The organism is Roseinatronobacter monicus, from assembly GCF_006716865.1.
In the GTDB taxonomy this organism is placed as follows: Bacteria; Pseudomonadota; Alphaproteobacteria; order Rhodobacterales; family Rhodobacteraceae; genus Roseinatronobacter; species Roseinatronobacter monicus.
Window position 1 is genome coordinate 1385373 of record NZ_VFPT01000001.1, and the last position, 25884, is coordinate 1411256.

Consider the following 25884-nt stretch of genomic DNA (forward strand, 5'->3'; position numbering starts at 1 on the left):
GAGTCGGACCTACATTATCATGTAAGCCTGTTGGGGCCTTATAGGGTGCGGCACGGCATGCGGTAAAGGGGGGGGCGTCCAGAGATTGGCGGGAATTGGCCGGTATAACCGCACAGAGGCGTGAATGGTGGGTAGTGGGGGTGCCAAGTCACCTGCCAAAAGTGATTTTTGCCAATGCGCCCCGCGTGTTTGGGCGCGACTTTCGTCCACGGGCAGGCGGCCCCGGCATCAAATCCGGGGCCGCCTGTCATTGCCGCGGTCAGCCTGCGCTGGTCATCAGTTCAGACAGGTTGCCGCGATGGCGGTGCATCACCAAACGGTTGAGCGCGTTGACATAGGCCTTGGCCGAAGCAACTACTGTATCGGTATCCGAAGATTGTCCCGAATACACAATGCCATCCTGCATCAGCCGTACACTGACCGTGGCTTGCGCATCTGTGCCTTCGGTCACAGCATGCACCTGATACAGTTCCAGCCGCGCCTCATGCGGGAACAGCATCTTGACGGCATTGAATGTCGCATCGACAGGGCCGTCGCCAGTGGCGTCGACAAACTGCTCCACGCCGCCAATACTTAGCGTCATTTCAGCCTCTTGCGGGCCGTCGGTGCCGCAGATCACGCGCAGTTTGCGCAGTTGCAGATAGGCGTCCTCGTCGCTCAGGCTGGCTTCGGCCATCAGTGCGATCAGGTCATCATCATAGACTTCCTTCTTGCGGTCCGCCAACGCCTTGAAGCGCACAAACACATCCTTGAGCTGGTTGTCGCCCAACTCGTAGCCCAGATCCGACAACTTCGAGCGCAATGCCGCACGGCCCGAATGCTTGCCCATCACCAGATTGGTGGCCGCCAGCCCGATATCTTCGGGGCGCATGATCTCGAAGGTTTCCTTGTTCTTCAGCATTCCGTCCTGATGGATGCCGGATTCATGCGCGAAGGCGTTTTTGCCCACGACGGCCTTGTTATACTGCACAGGAAAGCCTGACACGGCCGCGACCATGCGCGAAATGCCCATGATCTTGGTGGTGTCGATCCGCGTTGCGTAGGGCAGGATGTCGTTGCGCACGCGCAGCGCCATGACCACTTCTTCCAGCGCAGTGTTGCCCGCGCGTTCGCCCAGACCATTGATCGTGCACTCGATCTGGCGCGCGCCCGCTTCCACCGCCGCCAGCGCATTGGCGGTCGCCATGCCAAGGTCATTGTGGCAATGCGTGGCAAAAGTGATTGTGTCTGCGCCGGGCACGCGCTCCAGCAGCATGGCGATCAGATCGGCGCTTTCGCGTGGGTATGTATAGCCCACCGTGTCAGGGATATTAACAGTGGTGGCCCCTGCCTTGATCGCGGTTTCCACAACGCGGCACAGATAGTCATGCTCGGTGCGGGTTGCGTCCATGGGCGACCATTGCACATCGTCGCACAGATTGCGGGCGTGGGTGACTGTGTCATGAATGCGCGCAACCATGCCATCCATATCCAGCGCCGTAATCTCTCGGTGCAGCGGCGAGGTGCCGATAAACGTGTGAATGCGCCCGCGGGGTGCATGTTTCACAGCCTCCCAGCAGCGGTCGATATCGGTCAGGTTGGCACGTGACAGCCCGCAAATGACAGAGTTTTTGGCATTGCGCGCAATTTCCGATACCGCGTTGAAATCCCCTTCCGAGGCTATGGGAAACCCCGCCTCGATGATATCCACACCCATCTCATCCAGAAGGGCCGCGATTTCCAGCTTCTCGGAATGGGACATGGTCGCGCCGGGGCTTTGTTCGCCATCACGCAGGGTTGTGTCAAAGATCAGGACGCGGTCCTGCTCAGCTGGGGTCATGGTCATAGGATGTTCCTGTCAAGGATGTCTGAATATGTCGTCTTGCATTTCGGGGCGCTGGTCACCTCTGAGCGGCGCGCCCGCAAGGGACACGCTCAGAGGCTGCTAAGAAGTAGCAGGCCACTGGAAGGCAGCGCAAAGCGCAAGCTGACTGTTTGAGCGCAAATAATCATAGTGCGACTATAGGCAGCGATGCGAGGCTTGAAAACCCCATTTTTGCAACGTCACAACCGCGCGTGCTACGTGGTCTTGCTTGACTCCGCCCGCGGCCCCGCCCATGAAGCCCGCGACAGGCAGCCGAAATGGATCAGAACGCATGACGACGATGGATGGCAAGAAAGACGGGCTTTGGGAAAATATCAAGACGATTATCTACGCGCTCTTGATTGCGGGCTTGTTCCGGACATTGTTCTTTCAACCGTTCTGGATTCCCTCCGGCTCGATGAAAGAAACGCTGCTGATCGGGGATTTCCTGTTTGTTAACAAGATGGCCTACGGGTATTCGCGCTTCTCATGCCCGTTCGCAATGTGCCCGTTTGACGGACGGATTTTCGGCACCGAGCCAGAGCGTGGCGACATTGTCGTATTTCGCCACCCCGGCACCGGCGCCGATTACATCAAGCGCCTGATCGGCGTGCACGGCGACCGCGTGCAAATGCGCGATGGTCAGCTATGGCTGAATGATGAAGCCGTGCCGCAGGAACCCGCAGGCGAGTTTGTCGAGGTTTACGAGCGTCAGGGCAGTGCCGGGCAATTTCCGCGCTGCGAGAATGCACCAGTGGGGCAGGGCGGTGAATGCCGCAAATCACGCATGACCGAGACTTTGCCCAATGGCGTCAGCTATCCCGTTTTGAATATCTCTGATGGCAGTCCGGGCGACAACACCCCCGTCTTTACTGTGCCGGACGGGCATTATTTCTTCATGGGCGACAACCGCGACAACTCGCTCGACAGCCGTATGCCGCGTCAGGTTGGCGGTGTTGGGATGGTTCCGTTCGACCACCTGATCGGGCGCGCACGCCATGTTGTCTTCTCTGCCGAGGGGCGCTCGCTGTTCTTCGTCTGGACATGGCGCAGCGACCGGCTGTTCACGAGGTTGCAGTGAAACTGTCGGCTGACCTGACTGCCTTTGCTGCCCGGTTGGGACATGCGTTTTCCCGCCCTGAATTGTTGGTGCGGGCGCTGACACACCCCTCGATTTCCTCCCCCTCGCGCCCTGACAACCAGCGGCTGGAATTTCTGGGCGACAGGGTTCTGGGCCTTGTTATGGCCGAGGCTTTGCTTCAGGCCGACACAGCCGCGACCGAAGGCCAGCTTGCACCACGTTTCAACGCGTTGGTGCGCAAAGAAGCCTGCGCCGAAATTGCGCGCGCCATTGATCTGGGTGCTGCACTGAAACTTGGACGCTCTGAAATGCTGTCTGGCGGGCGGCGCAAGGATGCTGTGCTGGCCGACGCCATTGAGGCAGTGATTGCGGCGGTCTATCTGGATGCCGGGTTCGAGGCGGCGCGGTTTGTTGTCCTGCGCCACTGGTCAACGCGCCTGAGCGGTGTCGATGCAGATGCCCGCGATGCCAAAACCATGCTACAAGAATGGGCGCAGGCGCGCGGACAGGCCCCGCCCACCTATGTCGAAATCCTGCGCGCAGGACCGGACCATGCACCGGAATTCACAATTCAGGCGCAGCTTGACAGTGGCGAGGCCGCGCAAGCTGTCGCCGGATCCAAGCGGCAGGCCGAGCAAATGGCCGCGCGCGCCCTTCTTCAACGGCTGGAGGCCGACACATGACTGACACCCCGACCCGCGCGGGCTTTGTCGCCCTCATCGGCGAACCCAATGCTGGCAAATCGACCCTGACCAACCGCATGGTCGGGGCCAAGGTCAGCATTGTGACCCATAAGGTGCAGACCACCCGCACCCGTATTCGCGGCGTTGCGATTGAAGGGGCCGCGCAGATTGTCTTTGTCGACACGCCCGGCCTGTTTCGTCCGCGCCGCCGTCTGGACCGCGCGATGGTCGCCGCCGCGTGGGGGGGCGCTGCCGATGCCGATATCGTGGTGTTGCTGGTTGAGGCGCATCGTGGCCTGACCGAAGGTACGCAGGCCATCATTGATGCGCTGAAAGACCGTGTCAGCGCGGGACGGACCGTGGTGCTGGCCATCAACAAGATCGACCGCGTCAAGGCCGAAGTGCTGCTGGCGCTGTCGGAGAAACTGAACGCGGCATATCCCTTTTCGCAGACCTTCATGATCTCGGCTGAAAAAGGGCATGGCGTGGATGCGCTGCGCGGCTGGCTGGCCGAAGAGTTGCCAGAAGGGCCGTGGCTGTACCCCGAAGACCAGATCGCCGATCTGCCCATGCGCATGATCGCGGCAGAAATGACGCGCGAGAAACTGACCTTGCGCCTGCATGAAGAGCTGCCCTATCAGATCACCGTTGAGACGGAACACTGGCAGGAACGCAAGGACGGCTCTGTCCGGATTGACCAGCTGATCTATGTGGTGCGCGACGGCCATAAGGGGATTGTTCTGGGCAACAAGGGTGAGACGATCAAGTCCATCTCGCAGGCCGCGCGGGTCGAGATTGCTGAGTTTCTGGGCCGCCCCGTGCATTTGTTCCTGCAAGTGAAAGTCCGTGAAAACTGGCTGGAAGAGGCAGAGCGCTATTCCGAGATGGGACTGGAGTTCCGCGACGGGAACACATGACCGCACGGCTGGCATCGGGCATCTGGGTGTCGGCCTATCTGCGGCGGCTGCAACTCGAAGGGATCGCGGCCTATGTCATCACGCGCGGTGATGACACGGCGGGTGCCGTGCTGGTGAAGCTTGCACTTATGAACGGATTGGCGCGCGCCTATACACGCGGCTTCGATCTGGAGGCGGATGCCCGCGTCTGGCAAGTTCTGGTGGAGGGGGCCGAGCGCGATGTCGACGCCGCCATTGCCCGCCAGCGCAGCTTTGATCCAGACCTGTGGGTAATTGAAGTGGAAGACGCGCGCGGGCGCGATTTTCTGGCTGAGATGGGCTAGAGTGCGGCCAACCGCAATCGAGATGCGCACACGGTCCTGACACCTAATACCAATCAGCATTGATCAGAACTCTTGAGCCCAGTCGCGGGTTCCAATGGAGGTGATTGTGTCGGGCATGCTGACCAATTTGTTCCAAGCCTTGCAGCAATGATCTACGATGTCTTCATAGGTTTCGAAGATGAGGTTTGATAGCCAGTTGTCTCGCATGAATTGCCAGATGTTTTCGACTGGATTGAGTTCTGGGCATTTTGCGGGGATCGGGATGATGGTGATGTTGTCCGGAATGACCAGCTTGTCAGTCATGTGCCATGCGGCTTGATCCACGAGCACAGCCCCATGTGCTTTGGGTGCGACAGTTTGGGAGATTTCAGCAAGATGCAGGGCCATCGCTTCGGTATTGCACGCTGGCAGCACAAGACCTGCAGCTTTCCCGAGGGCTGGGCAAATCGCTCCAAAGATGTAGCTTGAACTCGTGCGCTGATCATGTGGGGCGGAAGGTCGCGTACCGCGCTTCGCCCATCGGCGCGTGATCTTGTTTTTCTGGCCGACACGCGCTTCATCTTGGAACCAGACTTCGATCACAGTGCCTTGCAGGAGCCGTGCGCGGAGCTTTGCTACTGCGGCTGCAAACCCTTTTTTTTAAAGTCCTCCAGTGCGGCTGTATCTTGCGCGTGATGGCGCGGGCGTGCTGTGAGTTTGACATAACCAAGCGCCCTGAGTTCCCGGCTTATCGACGTCTCGTGAAGTGAAATCCCAAATGTGTCTGCAATCCATTTCCTCAGATCACTCAGGCGCCAGCGGACGACCCCATGGACCGATAAGGTCGGACCGCTCTCAACAATTGCAGCAAGCGCCCTGCGCTGCTCATCGTTAAGCTTAGACTGCTGACCAGGAGCTTTGCCGTTGATCAAGCCGTCAGGCCCGCGGGCATTAAACCGCTCCACCCAGTCACGGACAATTTGTAGGCCAACACCACCAATCCGAGCAGCATCGCTGCGCCGACCGCCATCATAGATCTCCGCCAGCGCCAAAAGCCTGCGGGCTTGGTTGGCATCCTTTGTCTTTCGCGCAAGTTCTCTCAACTTCATGCCGTCGTAGTCTGTCCGTAACGCGAGCGCTGCGCCCATAGAGAGGCCCTCCCCAGAAAATCTGACGCCATTGAGTCAGATCTTCATAGATTTGGGAATCCCAAAACCCTCAGAAGAGTCAGATTTCGCGAGACTTGGTATAACATTCAGCGCGCGCCTTCCAGACCACACCGGCAGCAGGGATTTCCTGCCCGTCCCAAACTATGGGATGCGCCCCATGATTGAACCAAAAACGCAGCGTGTCTGTGTCGCGCTTGCGCAGCGCATCGGGTAAATCCAGCGTCTCGATCCCGTGCGTGTCGCACAGATCGCGCAAAATTGCGCGCAGCGTGTCATCCTGCGGCCATCCGGCCAGATACGTGACAGGGCCATTGCCAACCAGTGCAGCCTGTCCATCTGCACGCCGCCGCATGACGGGCGCTGTGCCTTCCATGTCTTCCAGCCAATGCACGAACCCGCCGCCGCCCTCCAAGTCCATAGTCACCCCAGGCGGCAAGCTTTCCACCCGCGTTACCCGCACATCCAGCCCCGGCAATCCGGGGGGCAGAGGGTCGGGAATAGCGAAATCACCAGTTTTGGAATTGGCGCGGGGCCCGAACAGGACCGTCCCCGGACAACTATGCACTGCGGCGCGCAAATCTGGTGACAGCGTGAACAAACCCGGTGCCAAGACCAGCTTCCAGCGCGACAGATCACCCGTATCGGGGGGCAGAATGTCAACATTCAATCCCAGCCGCCGCAACGCGCGATACCATGCGAAAACCAGCCTGAAATAGTCGAAATCCGCGCCCTGTGGCTGCGTATCCCATGCCCAAGCGCTCTCATAATCAAACACCAGTGCGACATCGCCGTCGCGGCTGCCGATGTAGGGAAGATTGGTCAGGTCATGTGCGGTTTCGCGCGCCTCACTCAATCCGGGTGCGTCGGCGCTATCGGGGCGCAACAGCCCTGCATGCATCTGCTCTTGTGCAAAGGGGGCCTGACGCCAGCGGAAATAGCACACGGCCTCGGCCCCATGGGCAAACGCTTCCCATGTCCAAAGGCGCACCATGCCGGGCAGGGGTGCTGGGTTATAGGGTGCCCAGTTCACCGGGCCGGGTTGCTGTTCCATGACCCACCAGCGGCCACGACCGACCGCCCGATAAAGGTCATGATGGAACGCCTGAAAATCAGGATCACCCTGCCGCAGGAACGCGGCCTTATGTGCTGCGCTGGCTTCCAGCCGGTCTGACAGAAACCCGATCGGGTAGCTGTCCCAGCTTGCGATTTCCATATCAGCGCCCAGTTTGAAATGATCAAAATCCGTGACACGGCCCATATAGTTATGCGCAATCGGCGCGTCTGTGTGGCGGCGCAGGATATCCACTTGTGCGCGGTTAAAGGCGACCACCTGATCCGATGCGAAACGGCGAAAATCCATCACATGGGCGGGGTTGGGTTCCGTGACTGTCAGGTTGGGCAGGTCAATCTCGTCAAAGCTGCGATACTCCATCGACCAGAAGACATTGCCCCATGCCCGGTTCAACATGTCGGGGCTTTGGTATTTCTGCCCCAGCCAGTCGCGGAAGGCAGCGCGCGCCGCGTCGGAATAGCTGAGGGTTGTGTCATGGCAGCCATACTCGTTGTCTGTCTGCCATGCCGCGACATGGGGGTTGCGACCATAGCGTTCGGCCAGAAGGGTGACGATCCGCTTGCAGTCTTCCAGATAGCCGCGATGACTGAAGCAATAGTGGCGGCGTGATCCGAATTTGCGCAGGCGTCCCTGCGCATCGACGGCCAGCATGTCGGGATGGCGCGCGATCATCCAGCGGGGCGGCGTGGCCGTGGGCGTGCCCAGCACCACGCGAAGACCAGCTTTGCCCAAGACCGCGATGGCGCGGTCCAGCCAGCCGAATTCATAGTGTCCCGGCGCGGGTTCCAGCCGCGACCATGCAAATTCCCCGATCCGCACCCATGTTAGCCCCGCTTCGACCATTCGGCGTCCATCCTGTGGCCAGATGTCTTCGGGCCAGTGTTCGGGATAGTAGCAAACGCCAAGGGTTGGTTTCATGACGGGACTCCGGGGGGAAGGGACTGCGTCAGGCATCGTCAAGGTGAAATTGATATTCGCGCAGACCTTGCACGGGCACAGGTGTCACGAATGTCGCGCCATCAAGGTTGTTGGGGTTCTGGCGGCCTTGCCGCGCCGTGGTGCAATATAATTGCCGCAGATCATCGCCCCCAAAGGCAGGGCAAGATGTATGCGGGGCAGGAAAATCAACGGCTTGCAAGAACTGCCCACTGGGCGCGTAGGCCGCCACGCGGCCCGCACCCCATTGCGCCACCCAGAAATTCCCTGCCGCATCGAAAACCGCGCCATCGGGGTTCAAGCGCTCAGCGCTCAGGTCCAGCCAGCATTCGGGCGCGCCTTTTGGCCACCCCTCTGCGTCCAGCGCCACGCGCATGATGCGCCGCGTCATTGTGTCGGTGAAGCAGGCGCTTTGCCTGTCAGGCGCGAAGCAGATTGCGTTGGGGATGGTCAGGCCAGCGAACAGCCTGCGCAACTCGCCCTTGTGCCACCGCCAGATCGCGCCGGCACCTGCCTCGGCGCGTTTGCCCATCGTGCCGATCCAGAAACCGCCCTGCGGATCGATGCGGCCATCGTTCGAGCGGGTGGCGGCATTCTCGGCCTCCAGCGCGCACAGGGTGCGGGAGGTGCCACTGTGCAGGTCAAACACTAGCATCCGCGTTTGGGCCGCGATCACCACGCGGGTTTTGTCCACCCAGCCCATAGCCGACACCATTTCATCAAAGTCCCAGCTTCGGGCCAGCGAATGCAGGCGCTGCCCGGTAATGTCGAACCAGAAGAACTCTGCCCGCGCGGGGTGCCAGAACGCGCCTTCGCCCAGATCGCACCGTATGTCATTCAGGGGCGTCATTGGCATGCGTCCCAAGCAGCGACGATATCGCGCGCGCGCGCGCGCACCTCGCTGGCGGACATTCCCGGCGCATAGAGTGCGCTGCCAAGCCCGAAGCCGGTCGCGCCCGCCCGCAGCCATGTGCCGAAATCATCGGGGCCGACGCCGCCCACGGCATAGACGGCGCAATCGTGGGGCAGAACTGCGCGCAGGGCGGCCAACCCATCTGCGCCAAGCTTGAAGGCGGGAAACAGCTTCAGCCCGGTGGCACCTGCGCGGAGCCCGGCAAAGGCTTCGGTCGGGGTGAACACACCGGGATAGCTGAGCATTCCGGCGGCGCCTGTAGCCGCGATAACCGCAGGGTTGCAATCGGGCGAGACGATCAGCCGCGCGCCCGTGGCCGCCACCTGCGCCACTTGCGCCTCGTCCAGCACTGTGCCCGCGCCGATCTGTGCCTGATCGCCACAGGCGGACACCATGGCGCTGATGCTGTCCAGCGGATCGGGCGAGTTCAGTGGCACCTCGATTCTTGTGATACCCGCGTCAATCAGGGACTGTGTGACGCGCACAGCCTCGGGCGGGGTGATGCCGCGTAGAATGGCGATCAGTTCACGCATGGCCGCTCCGATGGGGGCAGGTGGGCGCGGGCCTCGTTGAGCCCCGCAATCGTCATCTCGGTTGCATCATGTATGCTGACAGGCACGGACAGCCCGGCCAGCGCGGTCGCATAGGCTTTTGCCAACCCGTCCGCGCCAATGACTGCCACGCGCTGGCCCAGCCAATAGGGTTTGGCGGCAGCCAGTTCCGCGCCGATCAGCAGGCCCGACAGGCGTGCGCGGGCAAGGGCGGGGTCCAGCCCGTCCAGCAGCCCCTCGGCACGAATAGAAAACAACCGCGCCATCAGCCGCTCTGGCCGTTCCATGCCTTGCGCGACACCGTCAGCGAAACCTGCGCTATCCCAGCCCGCAACTGAATGGCGCAGCACCGAGTGCTGCGTCAGCAGCGCGAACATCTCGCCGGTCAGGAAGGTCTGAAAACTGACCACTTCGCCCGCACTGATATGCACCCATTTGCTGTGCGTGCCGGGCAGGCAGATCACGCCGTCCCAGCCGGGATTGCGTGCAAGATACCCTGCGATCTGGGTCTCTTCGCCGCGGATCACATCGGCGGGTTTGACCTGCTTCAGGCCGGGCACCACATGCACGGACAAGCGTAATTCACGGGTGGGCGCAGGGGTTAATGTCGCGCCCAAGGGCGTGCAGGGGACAGATCGATAGGGCGCCTCGACCCAGCCCTGACGCGAGCCTGCCATCCCGCAGGCGATAACAGGTGTGATTTGTCCGTTAGGCAGCCAGTCGCCCACCAGCGCTAGAAGGGCGGCTTCAAATCCGTCGCGGCCAAGTTGCGCCATGCCTTGGTCTGACTGCGCTTGCTGGACCACATGATCCCCTGCCAGCCCCCAGACCCGCAGATGCGATGTGCCCCAATCGGCGGCGATCCAGTCCAGCGCGCTCATCCTGTCACCACCACACCGCCGTCAATCACCAGCGCCTGTCCGGTCATGGCGCGGCTGGTGTTGGACGCCAGAAACAGCACACCGCCTGCAATATCTTCGGGGTTCAAGCTATCGGGCAGGCATTGGCGCTTGAGATGTTCAGCCAACGCGTCGGGCGTGACCCACTGCTCCAACTGTTTTGGCGTCATAACCCAGCCGGGGGCAAGGGCGTTAACGCGGATGCGGTCGGGGCCGAATTCGCGCGCAAGGCTGCGGGTCAGGCCATTGAGTGCGGAATTGGCTGCCGTATAGACCGGGTAGCCCGCATTGCCCATCATATAGCTGATCGAGGTGATGTTGATGATCGCCCCGCCCCCCATTTCCTGCATCGCAGGGATCACGGCCTGCGCGGTAAAGACATAGGATTTGAAATTGATCGCCAGCGCCCAGTCCATAAAATCCGGCGTCACCTCGGCCAATGTATGGCGCTGGTCATTGGCGGCATTATTAACCAATACCTGAACAGGCCCATGCACTGCGGCGGCCTGTTCGATGGCAGCGCGCACTGCGTCCGGGTCGGTGATGTCGCAGGAAGTGAACAGGGGGCGGTTGCCTGTGGATTGCGCCATCGCATCACAAAATTCGGACGCATCCGAGCGCTGCACGAAGGCGACCTTCGCGCCCTGACGCAAAAACGCTTCAGTCAGGCCCGCGCCAATGCCAGAGCCACCGCCGGTGATAAAGACGGAAGTGTCGTGAAGGTCGGGATAGATGGGCAGGGTCATTGCTGGCTCTCTTTTGTCACGGTGCGGGCCTTCTTGCTGACAGGAACACCCTGATCGGTGCCGGTGTCGGCGTGCAGGAGGTAAATGATACGCAGGTGCGCACCGACGCGTGTATAATGTGGCGGATCAGGTTGCCAGCCCGTGCGGTTGATCGGCGGGGTGTCTTCATGGTGCAGCGTCGTCCCTGTGGCATAGGCTGGATTTGAGTATTTTTGGCAAGAAAATGATCAGGCAGCATATTCGGCACGGCACCAGTCGGGCATCCAGTCGCCATGGGCGGCAAGCAGATCATCGACAAGCGCCCGGATCTGGCGCAGGTCCAACTCGGCCGCTGTATGGGGGTCGAGCATGGCGGCGTGGTATATGTGGGCGCGGTTTTCGGTCAGAAGTGCCTGCACCGTCAATTCCTGCACATTCAGATTGGTGCGCATGAGGGCCACCAGATGCAGGGGCAGATCCTTGACGGATGTGGGGTGCAGGCCATTGGCATCCACCAAGATGGGCACTTCGACAGCAGCCCCATGGGGCAGTTGCGGGATATAGGCGTGGTTGGCCACATTGCCGTAGATGACCGAAGGCGTGCCGGTTGTGATACTGTCCATGATGGTGGCCGCATATTCGTTCGAGGGGCTGTGTTCGATCCGGTCTGCTGATTTCAGCGCCTGCGCCTGTGTGGCCCATGCGGTGATCTGTTCCTCGCAGCGCTTGGGGTATTCATCAAGCGGGATGCGGAATTGCTCGATCAGGTCGGGGCGGTGGGATTTGATGAACCAAGGCACATATTCGGCGAAATGTTCAGAGGATTCGGTGACGAAGTAATCGAATTGCGCCATCACCTCGTAGCGCACCAGATTGGGGCAACGCGGGTTCCAGTGGCTTTCCAGCGGGATGCGGCCTGCGCGGTAGCCGTCGCGCAAGGCGGGATACAGGTCGCGCCAGCCTGTGCCATCGCGCAGCTCCAATGACAGGTAGAAGGCCATGTGGTTGATGCCCGCCGCACGGTAGCGCAGATCGGCCACATCCAGCCCCAGATCGCGCGCCAACTCGAACGCTGTGCCTTGTACCGAGTGGCACAGGCCCACTTGCTTTATGTCCGGGTAGCGGGCGGTGAGCGCCCATGTGTTGATGGCCATCGGGTTGACGTAATTGAGCATCAGCGCATCGGGGCAGAGCGCGCGCATGTCTTGGGCTATGGCCCATAGATGCGGCACAGTGCGCAGGCCCCGCATGATCCCGCCCACGCCCAATGTGTCGGCAATGGTCTGGCGCAGCCCGTATGCCTTTGGGATTTCGAAATCTGTCACGGTGCAGGGTTGATAGCCGCCGATCTGGAACGCGACGATCACGAAATCCGCACCCTCCAGCGCGGCGCGGCGGTCGGTGGTCGTGCTGACACGCGCGCCTGTCCCAAGCGAGGCGACCAGTTTGCGCGCGACAAGGGCACTTTCTTCCAGTCGGGCGCTGTCGATATCCATCAGCGCGATATGGGCATCGGCCAGCGCAGGGCGCAGCAAGGCATCGCCGATCAGGTTTTTCATGAAGACGGTCGATCCGGCCCCGATAAACGCGATTTTGGTCATTTGACGGCTCCGAGGGTCAGGCCCGCAATGAAGTGCTTTTGCATCAGAAAGAACATCATCACAGGGGGCAATGCAGCGATGATGCTGCCTGCACTCATCATGTGATAGGCAGCACGAAACTGGCTGTTGAAGGCGGTGATCCCTGCGGTTACGGGCTGGGTTTCCACCCCTTGGGTCAGCACGATCGCCCAGAAATAGTCATTCCAGATAAAGGTGAAGATCAGCACCGACAATGCGGCAATGGCAGGGCGCATCAGCGGCAACACCACATACCAGAAGATGCGTATTTCTGACACGCCCTCGACGCGCGCAGCCTCGATCAGTTCGCGGGGCAGGGCGCGGATGAAATTGCGCATGAACAGCGTGCAAAACCCGGTTTGAAACGCGATATGAAACAGCACCAACCCCAAACGGGTGTCATATAACCCCATGCTCAATGTCAGGTCGCGCACTGGCACCATGAGGATCTGGAAAGGCACAAAATTGCCCGCGACAAACATGAAGAAAATCCAGATATTGCCGCGAAACCGGTAAACGCCCAGCGCAAAGCCCGTCATGCAAGACAGCGCAACTGCCCCGATAACTGTCGGCACCGTGATGAAAACCGAATTCAGCAGGTAGCGCGGCATGGCGCTGTCGGTGAAGACGCGGGCGTAATTCTCGAACCCTGCGAAACTGGAGGGCCAGCCCCAAAGATTGCCTTGGGTGAAATCGCTGTCTGGCTTGATGGAGAACAGCGCGACCATCAGCAGCGGCAGCAACCACAGGAGCAATGCGACTGGCAAAAGCGCCTTGTAGCTGGCCTGAATGGCGGCAGAGCGTTGCTCGACAGGCGTGGGGAACATCTTAGCGCCCCTCCCATGCGGGCAGGCTGGCTTGCAGCTTTTTGGTCAGGCCAGAGCGGATCAACACGTAGGACAGGTGTATGCGGTGGCGCGCCTCGTTCAGGTCGGTGCCCTCCGGCAGACGGACCCATGAGCGATGGAAATATGGCGCGCGCTCGGCATTGATGGTGTCGCGCAAAACCTCGGCAGTCTCGATGTCGCGGCATTTCACACAGATGCCCGGCTCCATCCCATGCAGGGCGAACATTTTGCCACCGATCTTCCAGCAGTCATGCCCGCCGTCCCATGGGTCGGATTTCTCGGCACCGGGCAGGGCCGCACAGATGGCATTGATTTCATCGCGCCATGTCATCAATAGCCCCTTTCTTCGCGCCACATACGCCATAAGAAAAACGCGATATAGACCAGCATGATCAGGAACAGGATGACCGCAATCGCAGCGCCGTAACCCATGCGGAAGCCATATTCCGACAGCGACACCTCGAACATGTAATAGGCCAGCACGCGGCTGGACCCGAACGGCCCGCCACTGGTCATGACGCTGATCATGTCGAAACTGCGCAGCGCGCCGATCACGGTGACGACCACCGCGATAAACGTGGCCGGGCGCAGTTGTGGCAGGATCACATACCACAGCATCTTCCAGCCCTTGGCGCCATCCAGCCGCGCGGCTTCGACCTGTTCGGGATCGACCGCGTTCAGACCTGTCAGATACAGGATCATGCAATAGGCAATCTGGGGCCAGAGGCCTGCGGCGATGATGCCATAAGTCACTGTATTCGGGTTGCCGAGAATGTTCATGGGGCCAAGGCCGAACAACCCGATCAGCGGATTGAACAGCCCGATGGAGGGGTTGTAGAACCATGCAAAAACAAGGCCGACAACGACTTGAGAGATTACGAAGGGAAAGAAGAACAGCGATTTATACAGCCGGATGCCGCGCACTTGCTGGTTCAGGAAAAGGGCAATGAACAGCCCGCCCGGAATGGCCAGCAAATACAGCAACAGCCAGCGCAGATTGTTCCATAACGAGGTGTAGAAGGCCGGGTCATCGAACAGGCGCTCATAATTCTGCATACCGACATAGCGCGCCTCGCCCAGCCCGTCCCAGCGATAGACGCTGATATGGAAGCTCTGGACTATGGGGATGATGACGTAGAGCGCGAAAAAGGCGATGCCGGGGGCCAGAAACAGCCAAGGTGCCGCGCGCACCTGATTGCGTGCCCACCAGCTTCGCCGCGATTGATCTGTGCTGGACGTCATTGGCACGGAATCCCGGTTGTCACGAAAGGGATCGGGGCGGCAAATGCCCGCCCCGAGTGTTGCGGCCTATTCTTCAGTCTTCGGCGATGCGCTGCCGGGTGCTTTCAAGCCGGTCAAGGATTGCATCCAGACTGTCTGGCATGACCATGAATTCCTGAAACCCCTGCATTGCCGCCGAGGCCATTTCAGCATCGGCGTCGCGGTCAAAGAACTGTGCGATCCCGCCTGTGGCATTCGACAGCATCTCGAAGCCTGCCTGAATGAACTTGTCATCGGCCACTTCGGCATTGCTGTTGATCGGCAATTGCCCCAGCACTTCATTGGCGATGGTCTGGTTTTCGGCGCTGGCCACATATTGCAGGAAGGCGCGCGCATTGTCCTTGTTCTGGGCCTGTGCCGGAATGTGCAGCGTATCTGTAGGCGCATCTTCGGCCATCGGAATGCCGGGGGTTATTTCCGGGAATTGGTAGAACCCCAGTTGGTCATCGGTCAGGCCGGCGTCGCGCATCGGCTCGACCACGAAATTGCCCATCAGGTAGGACACGGCGTCACCATTGACCATGAAGGGCTGCGCCTCTTGCCATGTATAGGCCGTGTGGTCGTCGATAAACGCCCCCATGTCGATCAACTCGCGCCACTTGGCAAAGGTTTCGCGCACACGGTCATCGGTCCATTCCACCTCGCCTGCGGTCAGGGCCATGTGGAAATCATAGCCATGCGTGCGCAGGTTCAGATAGTCGAACCAGCCGCCCGCCGTCCACAAAAAGCGGGTGCCAATTGTGTAGCATTTGCGCCCGGAATCGAGGATGGCTTGGCAGTTGGCCTTTTCCTCTTCCCAAGTGGTCGCAGGTGTCAGGCCCAATTCTTCATAGATGTCCTTACGGTAATAGATCCCCCACTGGTAATAGGTGTAGGGCACGCCCCATTGCTTGCCGTCCAGTGTCAGCGCAGGGCGGGTCGAGGCAAGTTCCTCGCCCATTGGGCCGTCCCATAGGTCGGACACGTCTTCAAACAGGCCCGCATTGACATAGGGGCGCATCCGGTTGCCCGCATACCATCCGTTCACATCGGGCGCATTCGCCGTCAGGTAGTTGCGGATCTGGGTTTTGTTTGCTTCCCGGTCGATCAGAGTCAGGTCGATGTTTAGGTCCGGGTGCATTTCCTGAAAACGCTCGACCATGCCCTCAATCGCGGCGCGGGGTGCGGGGTTCTGGTCATTGAAGAAGATGCGCAGATCGCCGGTCAGTTCGGCCTGTGCCGTCCCGACAAGCATCGTGCTTGTCGCCAGTGCCGCCAGTGCGCCCTTGAATGTAAACTGCATGTTTTCCTCCCTTGCAGGTTTCATTATTTGGAACTTGTTTTTATATATTGAAAAAGATGGCGCGACTCGTTACGGTTTGTCAAGAAATTGTTTGTCCGCGTAGTGGGAGGGGGGATGGCCGCTGGTTCATCAGATGGCACGGTTGCAAAAGCGCTCGAAGCGCTGGACCTTGTCGCGGCTTTCGGGCGGCCTGTGCGGTTTTCGGACCTGCTGGAACACAGCCCATACCCCAAAGCAACGCTCTACCGGTTGCTACAGACCTTGGTCAGCCAAGGAATGCTCGCCTATGAGGCGGATCGCGGGTGCTACACAATGGGCATTCGTCTGGTGCGGCTGGCCCATGTCGCATGGGCGCAAAGCTCGCTCGCCCCGATAGCGCGCCCGCATCTGGACCGGCTGTCCAGCGAAGTGGGCGAGACGGTCCATCTTGCGCAGTTGGACCATGCGCAAGTGCTGTATGTCGACAAGCGTAATGCGCGCGAGCCTGTGCATATGTATTCGCAGGCAGGCAAGGTCGGGCCAGCTTATTGCACAGGTGTGGGCAAGGTGATGCTGGCGTATCTTCCAGATGCCCAATTGCCAGCATTGCTTGCACAACAAAGCTGGCATCGCTTCACTGACAACACCCTGACCACACCGGACGCGTTGCAGGCGGAACTGGCCACCATTCGTGCGCGCGGGTTTGCGTTTGACGCTGAAGAACACGAGCCGGGCATCATCTGCGTGGCGCTTCCGATCCTGTCGTCGCGCGGCGGGGTATTGGGGGCGCTGTCTGTCACCTCGACCACCTCGCGCACCAGCCTTGATGCGCTGGAGGGCCTTGTTCCCGTTATTTCGGATATCGCCCGGACCATCGCGCAGGAAGCCGAAACATGGCGTTTCCCCGAAGAGGGTGCGCATCCCATCCGCAAGAAGGCCTGATCCATGTCCGGTGTCACTCTGAGCAACGTCGTCAAAAAATACGGTGAAACGCAGGTCATTCACGGGGTGGAATTGACTGTTGATCCGGGCGAATTTTGTGTCTTTGTCGGCCCCTCTGGCTGTGGCAAGTCCACGCTTCTGCGCATGATCGCGGGGTTAGAGGAAACCTCGGCGGGTGAGATCAGGATCGGTACGCGTGATGTGACAAGACTGGACCCGGCGCAGCGCGGGGTGGCGATGGTGTTTCAGACCTATGCGCTTTACCCGCATATGTCTGTCGCAGAGAACATGGGGTTCGGACTGAAGATGAATGGCCACCCCAAGGCTGAAATCCGCGAGAAAGTTGCGAAAGCATCCAGCATCCTGCATCTTGATGACTATCTGCACCGCAAGCCCAAAGCCTTGTCCGGCGGACAACGTCAGCGTGTGGCCATCGGGCGCGCCATTGTGCGCGGGCCGGAAGTGTTCTTGTTTGACGAGCCGCTCTCGAACCTTGACGCAGAATTGCGCGTTGAAATGCGGGTTGAGATTGCGCGCCTGCACCGCGAAATCGGCGCAACGATGATCTATGTCACCCACGATCAGGTCGAAGCCATGACACTGGCTGACAAGATCGTCGTGCTGCGGGGCGGCCGGGTTGAACAAGTCGGCGCGCCGCTGGACCTGTATCGTGAACCCGACAATCTGTTTGTGGCCGGATTTATTGGCTCGCCTGCAATGAACCTGCTACCAGCGCACCCCACCGAAGGCGGCATTCATGTGCCTGCACTGGGCCCAGAGGTTATTGCCTGTCGCCCACCGGGCCATGTGTCAGAGCTTGTGGCCGGGTTCCGCCCGCAAAGCCTTAGAATAGGTGCCGGTGACACTCACAGCGTGGAAATGACCGAAGCCCTCGGTGGCGTGTCCTTCATCCATTGCGCGCGGGACGGGCAGCCGAAGTTGGTGATCGAAACAAAGGGCAATCATGTCGAGCGACCGGGTACAGATATCAGCGTTCATGTCGACCCGGATGAGATGTTTTTGTTCGACAAACTCACCGGCCACAGGCTGCGCTAGGGCAGCGCGCGCAGGCGGTGCGGGTGCAACGTTATTGTCCGCGCGCGCCGATTTCCTTTTCCATCCAGCCCACAATCGCTTCGATTTCGTCCGCGTCCAGCACCTCGGTGCCCAGCATCCGCATGGCGCGCAAGGCGTGGATGCCAAGAAAAGCGACTGTGGCAAAATCCGGGTCCGTGGCATCGGCACGAATGCGATCCAGAAAATCGCGCTCGCGCGCACGGACGGGACTCAGCAGGTCCGGGTTTTCGGCGAGCGCTGCAAGCAGCCCAGAAGAGGGCGGCGTGTGCCGCGCGCATTCTTCAAGAAACTGGTTCATATAACCCTTAATCGCAGCGTTCGGGCGGCCTGTCGCTTCCTCGGCGCGCAAGGCTGCATCAAGGCGCGACAGATGATGCTCGACCAGCGCTTCCATAAGTTTGGCTTTTGACGGGAAGTGATAAAGCAATCCGCCCTTTGAAACACCGGCTTCGGCGGCGACCGCGTCCAGCGACATATTGCCCGGACCAAGCCGGCGTGCCAACGATTCCGCTGCCTCCAGCAAGCGGCGTTTCGTCTCGGTTGGTTGGCGTGGCAAGCGTTCGGGGGACATGTTGTTTCCATACGTTGACTTTACCGTCCAGACGGTATAGCGAGCGGTCAAATTTTGCAAGCCCAAGTGATGGATACCTCGAATGAAAAAGCGCTTCGCTATCGCAATAGTCCTACTCGCGCTGATCGGCGGGGGGCTGGTCGGCTTCAATATGTTCCGTGACCAGATGATCCAACAGTTTTTGGCAGACAGGCCCATCGACCCCTTGCCGGTCGAAACAGTGACGGCAGAGGCCGTGACATGGCAGCCCTCGCTGTCCGCCATTGGCACAGTGAACGCGGCCCAAGGCGTCGAGCTGACAGTTGAGGCCGCTGGCATCGTGCGCGAAATTGCGTTCGCGGCCAATGCCGACGTTGAGGCTGGGCAGACGCTGCTGCAACTTGATGACGAAGTGCAGCAGGCCGATCTGACCGCCGCGCGCAGCCAGTTGAACTTGGAGCGCGCGACACTTGCCAGAGAGCAGGAATCGCAAAGCCGTGGTGTTGCCAGCGAGGCGCGGCTTGACCAGACGCGCGCGGCCTTTGACGCGGCCACAGCCCAAGTCGCGCGCGGCGAGGCGGTGATTGCGCAGCGCCGCCTGATCGCACCTTTCAATGGCACCATTGGCCTGCCACGCGTGGATCAGGGTGCCTATGTCTCGCCCGGAGCGACGGTTGCGACATTGCAGGATCTGGACACGATGCGGGTGGATTTCAGCCTGCCGGAACAGGCCTTGCCATCGCTGTTCATCGGTCAGCGGCTGCATATGCGCATTGATGGCGATACGCGCGAGTTTGAAGGCGAGATCACGGGCGTTGATCCGCGCGTAGATCCCGGCTCGCGCATGGTTGCGGTGCGCGGCAGTGTCGACAATCCTGACCGCGCGCTCACGCCGGGCCAGTTTGCCCGCCTGCGCGTCGACCTGCCCGAAGAAGACGGCGTTATCACCCTGCCGCAAACGGCCATTACCATCAGCCTGTACGGTGATTTTGTCTATGCCGTGCGCGAACGCGAAGATGATCCTGACACACTCGAAGCGCGTCAGGTTTTCGTCAGCTTGGGGCGGCGCGACAATGGACAGATCGAGGTTGTCGAGGGGCTGGAGGCGGGTGAGCGGGTGGTTTCGTCCGGCCAGAACCGCCTGTCGAACCGCGCGCCGGTAACACTGTCCGACACGCAGGCACCGGGGGCCGCGCGATGAACCTGTCTGCACCGTTTATCAAACGTCCTATCGGGTCCAGCGTTCTGGGCATCATGATTATGCTTGTCGGTTTGATGGGCGTCTTTGGCCTGCAAACCCGCCAGTATCCACAAGTTGACGAGACGGTGATTACTGTCGCAACGGTCTATCCCGGCGCATCGGCAGACCTGATCCAAGGCTTTGTCACGGCACCCATCTCGGCGGCTGTCGCCTCGGCTGAAGGGGTGGATTACATCACCAGCCAGTCGCGCCCCTCTGCCTCGGTGGTGACAGTGCAGATGCGGCTGGGGCAAGACCCTGATGTTGCCCTGACCGAAGTCATGTCCAAGGTGCAGGAAGTGCGCGCGCGCCTGCCATCGGATGCGCAAGACCCCAGCATCGTCAAGGGCACCGGCCAGACCTTCGCAACCATGTATCTGGCGGTGCAGAACCCTGCGATGACATCCGAGCAGGTGACCGAGTATATCGAGCGCGTGATCGTGCCGCGCATGTCCACGATTGAGGGCGTGGCCGAAAGTCAGGTCATGGGGGCGGCGAATTACGCCATGCGCGTCTGGATTGACCCGGTGCGACTGGCGGGGCAGGGGCTGACAGCAGGCGAAGTCACACAGGCGATAAATGACGCCAATTTTCTGGCCGCACCGGGCCGGACGCGCAATGAACTGGTCGGCTATGCGATCACAATGGACTCGACCCTGCAAACGCCCGAGGCGTTCGGCAACCTGCCCGTGGCGGGGTCAGGCACCGAAGTTGTCCGCCTGAGCGATGTCGCGCGGGTAGAGTTGGCGGCGGCCTCAACCGATATGGTGGTCAGTTTCGACGGCGTGGCGGGCACGTTTATCGGTGTGTTCCCCAGCCCCGGTTCCAACCCGCTGGATGTGTCTGCCGCTGTGCTGGAGGAGCTGCCCGCCTTGCAGGCCAGCTTGCCCGACGGCATGACAATGGAGTTGATGTATGACGCGACCGAGCAGATCGCGGCCTCTATCAACGAGGTGCTGCTGACCATCGTTCAGGCCACCGCCATTGTGGCCCTGATCATCCTTTTGTTTCTAGGCTCGACCCGATCTGTGTCGGTCCCGCTTGTGGCGATTCCGCTGTCGTTGGTGGGCACTCTGTTTATCCTGTTCGTGATGGGCTACTCGATCAATCTGCTGACACTTCTGGCGCTGGTGCTGGCCATCGGTCTGGTGGTGGATGATGCGATTATCGTGGTTGAAAACGTGCAGCGCCATATCGACGAGGGGCAGGCCCCGATGGAGGCGGCCTTTACCGCGATGCGCGAGTTGTCCGTGGCGATCATTGCCATGCTGACCACACTATTTGCCGTGTTCCTGCCGCTGTTCTTCATTGGCGGGCTGACCGGCGCGCTGTTTCGTGAATTTGCGGCAGCATTGGCGGGGGCTGTCTTTATCTCGGGCGTTGTGGCGCTGACCATCTCGCCGATGATGGCAGCAAGGGTGCTGCGTCCGGGCGGAGGCGAGAACCGCTTTCAACGGTCGCTGAACGGGGCGTTTACCTGGTTGGAAGGGTGGTATGTGCGCCGCCTTGAAGGGACACTGCGCTTTGTGCCGGTCACGGTGATGGCGGTTGTCGTTCTGACCGGGCTGACGGGGTTTTTGTTTCTCAACACCTCGTCCGAACTGGCCCCGGAAGAGGATTCGGGCGCGCTGTTTTCCTTCATCAACGCACCGTCTTACGCCACCATCGACTATACCAGCCATTACGTCAGCCAGATGCGCGAACGCACTGCCGACTTGCCAGAACTGGCCGCGAATTTCTCGATTGTGGGGTTTGGCGGGCAGACCAATTCCGGCATCATGCTATGGGCGTTCGAGGATTGGGCCGACCGCGACCGCAGTCAGGCGGACATACAACAAGACCTGCAAGCGCGCATCGCGCCCATTGCGGGTGTGCAGGCCTTCGTCTTTGCGCCGCCATCCTTGCCGGGCGCGGGCGGCGGGCTGCCCATCGGGTTGGTGATCCAGTCCACGGGTGATCCGTCAGAGGTGTATGAGGTCGCAGACCGCATCCGCCAACAGGCCGAGGCGTCGGGGCGGTTTCTTGTCGTCCAGAACTCCATGTCCTTTGACACCACGCAGGTTGTCGTCACGATTGACCGTGACCGCGTGGCCGCACTGAACCTGCCCGCCAGCCAGATTGGCCAGACCCTCAGCCTGCTTGTGGGCGACGGGGCCACGGCGCAATTCGACCGCGACAGCCAAAGCTATGATGTAATCATGCAGGTGCCGCAGGAATACCGCGACAACCCCGAACGGTTGGGCGACATATACCTGCGCGCGCGCTCGGGCGAGTTGGTGCCGCTGTCTGCTGTCGCTGATATTTCAACCGCAGTTGCCCCGCAATCCATCGAGCAATTTAACCAGCTTAACTCTGCCACGCTGACCGCACTGCCGATGATCGGCACCTCGACCGGTGACGGGCTGGCCGCGCTGGAAGAGATTGCGCAGGCCGAATTGCCCGACGGGTTCTTCCTTGATTATGAGGGCCAGTCGCGGCTGGAAATGGCCGAGGGCAACACGGTTGCCATAGCCTTTGCGCTGGCGATTGTGGTGATTTATCTGGTGCTGGCCGCCCAGTTCGAAAGCTTGCGCGACCCGTTCATCGTGCTGATGTCGGTGCCGCTGTCGATCTTCGGGGTGATTGTGCCGCTGAACCTTGGGCTGGGCACGCTGAACATCTATACGCAGGTGGGCCTGATTACGCTGATCGGGTTGATTACCAAACACGGTATCTTGCTGGTCGAGTTTGCCAATCAGTTGCGCGTCACAAAGATGCTGGACCGCAGCGCCGCCATCGTTGAATCGGCCCGGCTGCGCCTGCGTCCGATCCTGATGACAACAGCCGCCACTGCATTGGGGGTGGTGCCCCTGATGCTGGCCGATGGTGCGGGGTCCGCAGCACGGTTCGCTATGGGTCTGGTGATTTTCTCGGGCATCACCGTTGGCACGATATTTACGCTGATCGTTGTGCCAACTTTCTATGTGCTGATCTCGAAGAAAGAGATTGCCACTGATCCCGAGAGGCAGGCGGGCACTGTGGCGGTTAAGTGAGGGGGGAGCGCTGGCACAAAGGCCAGCGGTCGCTTATCCAGCCATCAGCCCAAGAAACTGCTCCACCTGTGCGTCTGTGGTGTTCCACGAACAGACCATCCGCGCACTGACAGGGGCGTCGTCGGGGCCATCGAGGGTCTCGGTGTCGGGCCACAGGAAATATTGCGCGCCTGCCTGCTGCATCTGTTGGTGTGTGGCGCGGGGCCAGCGGGCAAACAGCATATTGCCGCCGCGCGGAAACAACAGCTCTGCCCGCCCTGCCAAGCCGGCCTCCAGCATCGCCGCCATTGCATTTGCTTGCGTGGCCAGCTCCAGCCACAACCCGTCTTGCAGCCAAGCCGCCATTTGCGCCGACAGATACCGGTGCTTTGACCACAGATGCCCCCCACGTTTGCGCCGCAATTGAAACTCCCACGCGCGCGCAGGGTCGAACATAACCACTGCTTCCACGCCCATCAGCCCATTCTTTGTGCCGCCAAGCGACAGCACATCTACGCTCGCGCGCCAGCTCATCTCGGCGGGGCTACACCCTTCGGCCGCCAGCGCATTGGCAAAGCGCGCGCCGTCCAGATGCACAGGCAGGCCGTGCGCCTTTGCTATGGCCGACACTGCGGCAATCTCGTCCGGGGTGTAGCGCGTGCCGCATTCGGTCAGGTTGGTCAGGCTCAGGATGCCGGGCTGCACATTATGCACAACACCGCGTCCCGCGCGCGCCAGCGTATCGCGCAGCGCGTCCGGGGCCATCTTGCCGTTCTCGCCCGCCACATGCGTCAGTTTTGCGCCCCCTGTGTAGAATTCCGGCGCGCCGCATTCATCGACTTCGATATGGGCCAGCGCATGGCAATAGACCGCGCCCCAAGGTGGGCAATAACTGGCCAAAGCCAGTGCGTTCGCGGCAGAACCGGTGGTTACAAGAAAGACCTCTGCCTCTGGTGCCTCAAAGAACGTGCGGATTTGGGCGCGAACCTCTGCCATCAGGGGGTCGGTGCCATATCCCGGTGCATAGCCGGCATTCGCGCGCGCAATCGCGTCGATGATGCGCTCGGGCATTCCCGAGGTGTTGTCTGATGCGAAATACATGATCCCTCCGTAGGATAGGGCGCAAAGCTGCGGTCAAGTGCGGGCCGTGTCAAGGCGCTTGCCTTGACAGATTACAGGTCAAGGCGCATATCCCCTGTAACGAACAGGAGGCGCGCATAATGTTCATCCAAACTGAATCTACCCCCAACCCGGCCACGCTGAAATTCCTGCCCGGTCAGGAAGTGTTGGGGCTTGGCACTGCCGATTTCCCGAATGCCGAAGCGGCTGCCCCATCGCCACTTGCCCAACGCCTGTTTCAGGTGTCAGGCGTGACAGGCGTGTTTCTGGGCAGTGATTTCATCACGGTCACCAAGGCAGAGAGTGTCGAGTGGCAGCATATCAAGCCCGAGGTTCTGGGTGCCATCATGGAGCATTTCCAGTCGGGTGCCGCTGTCATGGAAGGCGAAGCCGCGGCCAGCCACGCCGCACATGACGGCCCCGATTCTGAAATCGTGGGTCAGATCAAGGAATTGCTGGACAGCCGTGTGCGCCCCGCTGTGGCACAGGACGGGGGCGATATCACGTTTCACGGGTTTGAACGTGGCGTCGTCTATCTGCATATGAAAGGGGCCTGCGCGGGTTGCCCCTCATCGACCCTGACGCTGAAGATGGGTATCGAGAATCTGCTGCGCCACTACATTCCCGAAGTGACCGAGGTTCGACCCGTTGCCGTCTGACCCCTGCATTCTGGCCTTCGACACGTCGGCCGCGCATTGCGCGGCCGCTTTATTGTCGGGGGGGCAGATACTGGCCCATACGCACGAAAATATGGCAAAGGGACAAGCCGAACGCCTGATCCCCTTGCTGAACCAGGTGCTGCACAGCGCCGGTATGGAGTGGCGCGATCTTGATGCGTTGGCGGTAGGTGTCGGGCCGGGCAATTTCACCGGCATCCGCATCGGGGTTTCTGCCGCGCGGGGGCTTGCCTTGGGGTTGGGTTTGCCCGCGATTGGCGTGTCGATTTTCGAGGCCCGCGCCGAAGGGCTGCCACGCCCGCTCTATGTGGTTGAGGATGCGCGCCGGGGCGATGTGTATGTGCAGGCGTTCAACGACACCGATGCCGACCCCTTTCTGATACAGCGCGCGGATCTGAGCTTCACCAATGGGGCCGCAGTTGTCGGCACTCTCGCGGCTGAGGTGGCGGCGGGGTCGAACCTGTCTGCGCGAGAGCCGCGTTTTCCGCTGGCCGAAGCCATCGCACGCGTGGCCGCCCGCAAGTTAGGCACCCCTCAACCGCGTCCTGCACCGCTCTATATCCGCGCTGCGGACGCCGCCCCTTCGTCTGATCTGCCTTTAACGATTCTGCCATGACGCCCGAGGAGATGGCGCGGCTGCATGCCGAATCCTTCACTTTGCCGCCCGCATGGAATGCCTCTGATTTCGCGGTATTTCTGAATGATCCGGGGTGTTTCGTGCTGAGTAGCCGCAACAATACCCAGCTTGCCGCATTTGCGCTGTTTCGTGTTGCAGCGGATGAGGCGGAGCTTCTGACACTGGCCACGGCCCCGACCGCGCGTCGCCAAGGGCTTGCGCGCAAGCTGTTGCACGACGGGCTTGCACGCGCGCGCAGCCTCGGCGCTGCACAGTGTTTTCTGGAAGTGGCCGCCAGCAACGATGCAGCGATTCTACTCTATCAGACTTCGGGCTTCGCGCAGGTTGGTTTGCGCAAAGCCTATTACCGCATTTCGGGCCGTGCGCCGGTCGATGCGCTTGTGTTTCGTGCAATTCTTGACTGAGGGATTGCTGCTTTGGTCGGGTTGGGTTGTGCGCGTTGATTTAGGTGTTGACCACTCAACGCATTGCAGCGTTAATCGGCTGTAGTAGCGGCAGTTTTGCGGCCCCAAAATCGCCCCCAAGCACAAC

General features: G+C 60.6%; 25 protein-coding genes. 11 read left to right on the plus strand and 14 right to left on the minus strand.

What is annotated here, in order from left to right; genetic code table 11:
- Nucleotides 1–259: 259 nt before the first annotated feature.
- Nucleotides 260–1825 carry a 2-isopropylmalate synthase gene (locus tag BD293_RS06480; protein ID WP_142080382.1) on the minus strand — a complete coding sequence of 522 codons (1566 nt, stop codon included), beginning with the start codon at nt 1823–1825 and terminating at the stop codon, nt 260–262.
- Nucleotides 1826–2135: 310 nt separating this feature from the next.
- On the opposite strand from BD293_RS06480, the gene lepB reads away from it, so the two are divergent.
- Genes lepB through BD293_RS06500 form a run of 4 tightly spaced genes read left to right on the plus strand, consistent with a single transcriptional unit; the run spans nt 2136 to nt 4847 of the window.
- The gene (gene lepB, locus BD293_RS06485) at nt 2136–2924 is read left to right on the plus strand and encodes a signal peptidase I (RefSeq protein ID WP_142080383.1); all 789 of its coding nucleotides are present in this window, start codon (nt 2136–2138) and stop codon (nt 2922–2924) included.
- Nucleotides 2921–3607 (plus strand): ribonuclease III, encoded by a 687-nt coding sequence (gene rnc, locus BD293_RS06490; protein WP_142080384.1) that lies wholly within the window; start codon nt 2921–2923, stop codon nt 3605–3607. The genes lepB and rnc overlap by 4 nt, the downstream gene beginning before the upstream one ends.
- A complete protein-coding gene (era, locus tag BD293_RS06495) occupies nt 3604–4524 on the plus strand; it encodes a GTPase Era (protein WP_142080385.1) in 921 nt (306 codons plus the stop codon). The genes rnc and era overlap by 4 nt, the downstream gene beginning before the upstream one ends.
- Nucleotides 4521–4847, plus strand: coding sequence for a DUF1491 family protein (locus BD293_RS06500; RefSeq protein ID WP_142080386.1), 327 nt, complete (start codon nt 4521–4523; stop codon nt 4845–4847). Before era ends, BD293_RS06500 begins: the two co-directional genes overlap by 4 nt.
- A gap of 63 nt (nt 4848–4910) precedes the next feature.
- Here the strand turns inward: BD293_RS06500 and BD293_RS06505 are convergent.
- From BD293_RS06505 to BD293_RS06555, 11 genes are all read right to left on the minus strand, one after another.
- Nucleotides 4911–5974, minus strand: a protein-coding gene (locus tag BD293_RS06505; RefSeq protein WP_142079576.1) for an IS630 family transposase whose coding sequence is annotated in 2 segments (ribosomal slippage) — nt 4911–5486 and nt 5489–5974 — 1062 coding nt in all. Because the reading frame shifts where the segments join, the coding sequence is not laid out codon by codon here.
- 79 nt (nt 5975–6053) lie between these two features.
- Complete coding sequence (locus BD293_RS06510) at nt 6054–7985, minus strand: beta-galactosidase (protein ID WP_142080387.1); 1932 nt, start codon at nt 7983–7985, stop codon at nt 6054–6056.
- Nucleotides 7986–8013: 28 nt separating this feature from the next.
- Entirely contained in the window at nt 8014–8853 is an 840-nt protein-coding gene (locus BD293_RS06515; RefSeq protein WP_142080388.1) for an SMP-30/gluconolactonase/LRE family protein, read from the minus strand.
- Nucleotides 8850–9449, minus strand: coding sequence for a 2-dehydro-3-deoxy-6-phosphogalactonate aldolase (locus tag BD293_RS06520; protein ID WP_142080389.1), 600 nt, complete (start codon nt 9447–9449; stop codon nt 8850–8852). Before BD293_RS06520 ends, BD293_RS06515 begins: the two co-directional genes overlap by 4 nt.
- Nucleotides 9437–10348 (minus strand): 2-dehydro-3-deoxygalactonokinase, encoded by a 912-nt coding sequence (locus BD293_RS06525; protein ID WP_142080390.1) that lies wholly within the window; start codon nt 10346–10348, stop codon nt 9437–9439. The genes BD293_RS06520 and BD293_RS06525 overlap by 13 nt, the downstream gene beginning before the upstream one ends.
- A complete protein-coding gene (locus tag BD293_RS06530; protein WP_142080391.1) occupies nt 10345–11112 on the minus strand; it encodes an SDR family NAD(P)-dependent oxidoreductase in 768 nt (255 codons plus the stop codon). The genes BD293_RS06525 and BD293_RS06530 overlap by 4 nt, the downstream gene beginning before the upstream one ends.
- A 227-nt stretch (nt 11113–11339) precedes the next feature.
- Entirely contained in the window at nt 11340–12692 is a 1353-nt protein-coding gene (gene melA, locus BD293_RS06535; protein ID WP_142080392.1) for an alpha-glucosidase/alpha-galactosidase, read from the minus strand.
- Complete coding sequence (locus BD293_RS06540) at nt 12689–13537, minus strand: carbohydrate ABC transporter permease (protein WP_142080393.1); 849 nt, start codon at nt 13535–13537, stop codon at nt 12689–12691. Before BD293_RS06540 ends, melA begins: the two co-directional genes overlap by 4 nt.
- A 1-nt stretch (nt 13538) precedes the next feature.
- The gene (locus BD293_RS06545) at nt 13539–13889 is read right to left on the minus strand and encodes an MmcQ/YjbR family DNA-binding protein (protein WP_142080394.1); all 351 of its coding nucleotides are present in this window, start codon (nt 13887–13889) and stop codon (nt 13539–13541) included.
- On the minus strand, nt 13889–14800 hold the full coding sequence (locus BD293_RS06550) for a carbohydrate ABC transporter permease (RefSeq protein WP_142080395.1): 912 nt from the start codon (nt 14798–14800) through the stop codon (nt 13889–13891). The genes BD293_RS06545 and BD293_RS06550 overlap by 1 nt, the downstream gene beginning before the upstream one ends.
- A gap of 73 nt (nt 14801–14873) precedes the next feature.
- On the minus strand, nt 14874–16121 hold the full coding sequence (locus tag BD293_RS06555) for an ABC transporter substrate-binding protein (RefSeq protein ID WP_142080396.1): 1248 nt from the start codon (nt 16119–16121) through the stop codon (nt 14874–14876).
- A 114-nt stretch (nt 16122–16235) separates the two neighbouring features.
- Here BD293_RS06555 and BD293_RS06560 point away from each other — a divergent pair, with 114 nt between their 5' ends.
- The gene (locus BD293_RS06560) at nt 16236–17042 is read left to right on the plus strand and encodes an IclR family transcriptional regulator (RefSeq protein WP_142080397.1); all 807 of its coding nucleotides are present in this window, start codon (nt 16236–16238) and stop codon (nt 17040–17042) included.
- 3 nt (nt 17043–17045) lie between these two features.
- Nucleotides 17046–18098, plus strand: a complete 1053-nt coding sequence (locus BD293_RS06565; protein WP_142080398.1) for an ABC transporter ATP-binding protein — start codon at nt 17046–17048, stop codon at nt 18096–18098.
- A 31-nt stretch (nt 18099–18129) separates the two neighbouring features.
- On the opposite strand, the gene BD293_RS06570 is transcribed toward BD293_RS06565, so the two are convergent.
- Nucleotides 18130–18690: a TetR/AcrR family transcriptional regulator gene (locus tag BD293_RS06570; protein WP_142080399.1), complete on the minus strand. Its 561-nt coding sequence runs from the start codon at nt 18688–18690 to the stop codon at nt 18130–18132.
- A gap of 82 nt (nt 18691–18772) precedes the next feature.
- Here BD293_RS06570 and BD293_RS06575 point away from each other — a divergent pair, with 82 nt between their 5' ends.
- Both BD293_RS06575 and BD293_RS06580 read left to right on the plus strand, forming a co-directional pair.
- Nucleotides 18773–19870, plus strand: coding sequence for an efflux RND transporter periplasmic adaptor subunit (locus tag BD293_RS06575; protein WP_142080400.1), 1098 nt, complete (start codon nt 18773–18775; stop codon nt 19868–19870).
- Nucleotides 19867–22941 carry an efflux RND transporter permease subunit gene (locus BD293_RS06580; protein WP_142080401.1) on the plus strand — a complete coding sequence of 1025 codons (3075 nt, stop codon included), beginning with the start codon at nt 19867–19869 and terminating at the stop codon, nt 22939–22941. The genes BD293_RS06575 and BD293_RS06580 overlap by 4 nt, the downstream gene beginning before the upstream one ends.
- Before the next feature lie 33 nt (nt 22942–22974).
- Here the strand turns inward: BD293_RS06580 and BD293_RS06585 are convergent, their stop codons facing one another.
- The gene (locus BD293_RS06585) at nt 22975–24021 is read right to left on the minus strand and encodes a threonine aldolase family protein (RefSeq protein WP_142080402.1); all 1047 of its coding nucleotides are present in this window, start codon (nt 24019–24021) and stop codon (nt 22975–22977) included.
- 119 nt (nt 24022–24140) lie between these two features.
- Here BD293_RS06585 and BD293_RS06590 point away from each other — a divergent pair, with 119 nt between their 5' ends.
- The 3 genes from BD293_RS06590 to BD293_RS06600 are packed head-to-tail and all read left to right on the plus strand — an operon-like array spanning nt 24141 to nt 25757.
- Nucleotides 24141–24698: a NifU family protein gene (locus BD293_RS06590; protein ID WP_142080403.1), complete on the plus strand. Its 558-nt coding sequence runs from the start codon at nt 24141–24143 to the stop codon at nt 24696–24698.
- Nucleotides 24688–25332, plus strand: coding sequence for a tRNA (adenosine(37)-N6)-threonylcarbamoyltransferase complex dimerization subunit type 1 TsaB (tsaB, locus tag BD293_RS06595; protein ID WP_142080404.1), 645 nt, complete (start codon nt 24688–24690; stop codon nt 25330–25332). Before BD293_RS06590 ends, tsaB begins: the two co-directional genes overlap by 11 nt.
- Nucleotides 25329–25757, plus strand: coding sequence for a GNAT family N-acetyltransferase (locus BD293_RS06600; RefSeq protein ID WP_142080405.1), 429 nt, complete (start codon nt 25329–25331; stop codon nt 25755–25757). Before tsaB ends, BD293_RS06600 begins: the two co-directional genes overlap by 4 nt.
- Nucleotides 25758–25884: the final 127 nt, after the last annotated feature.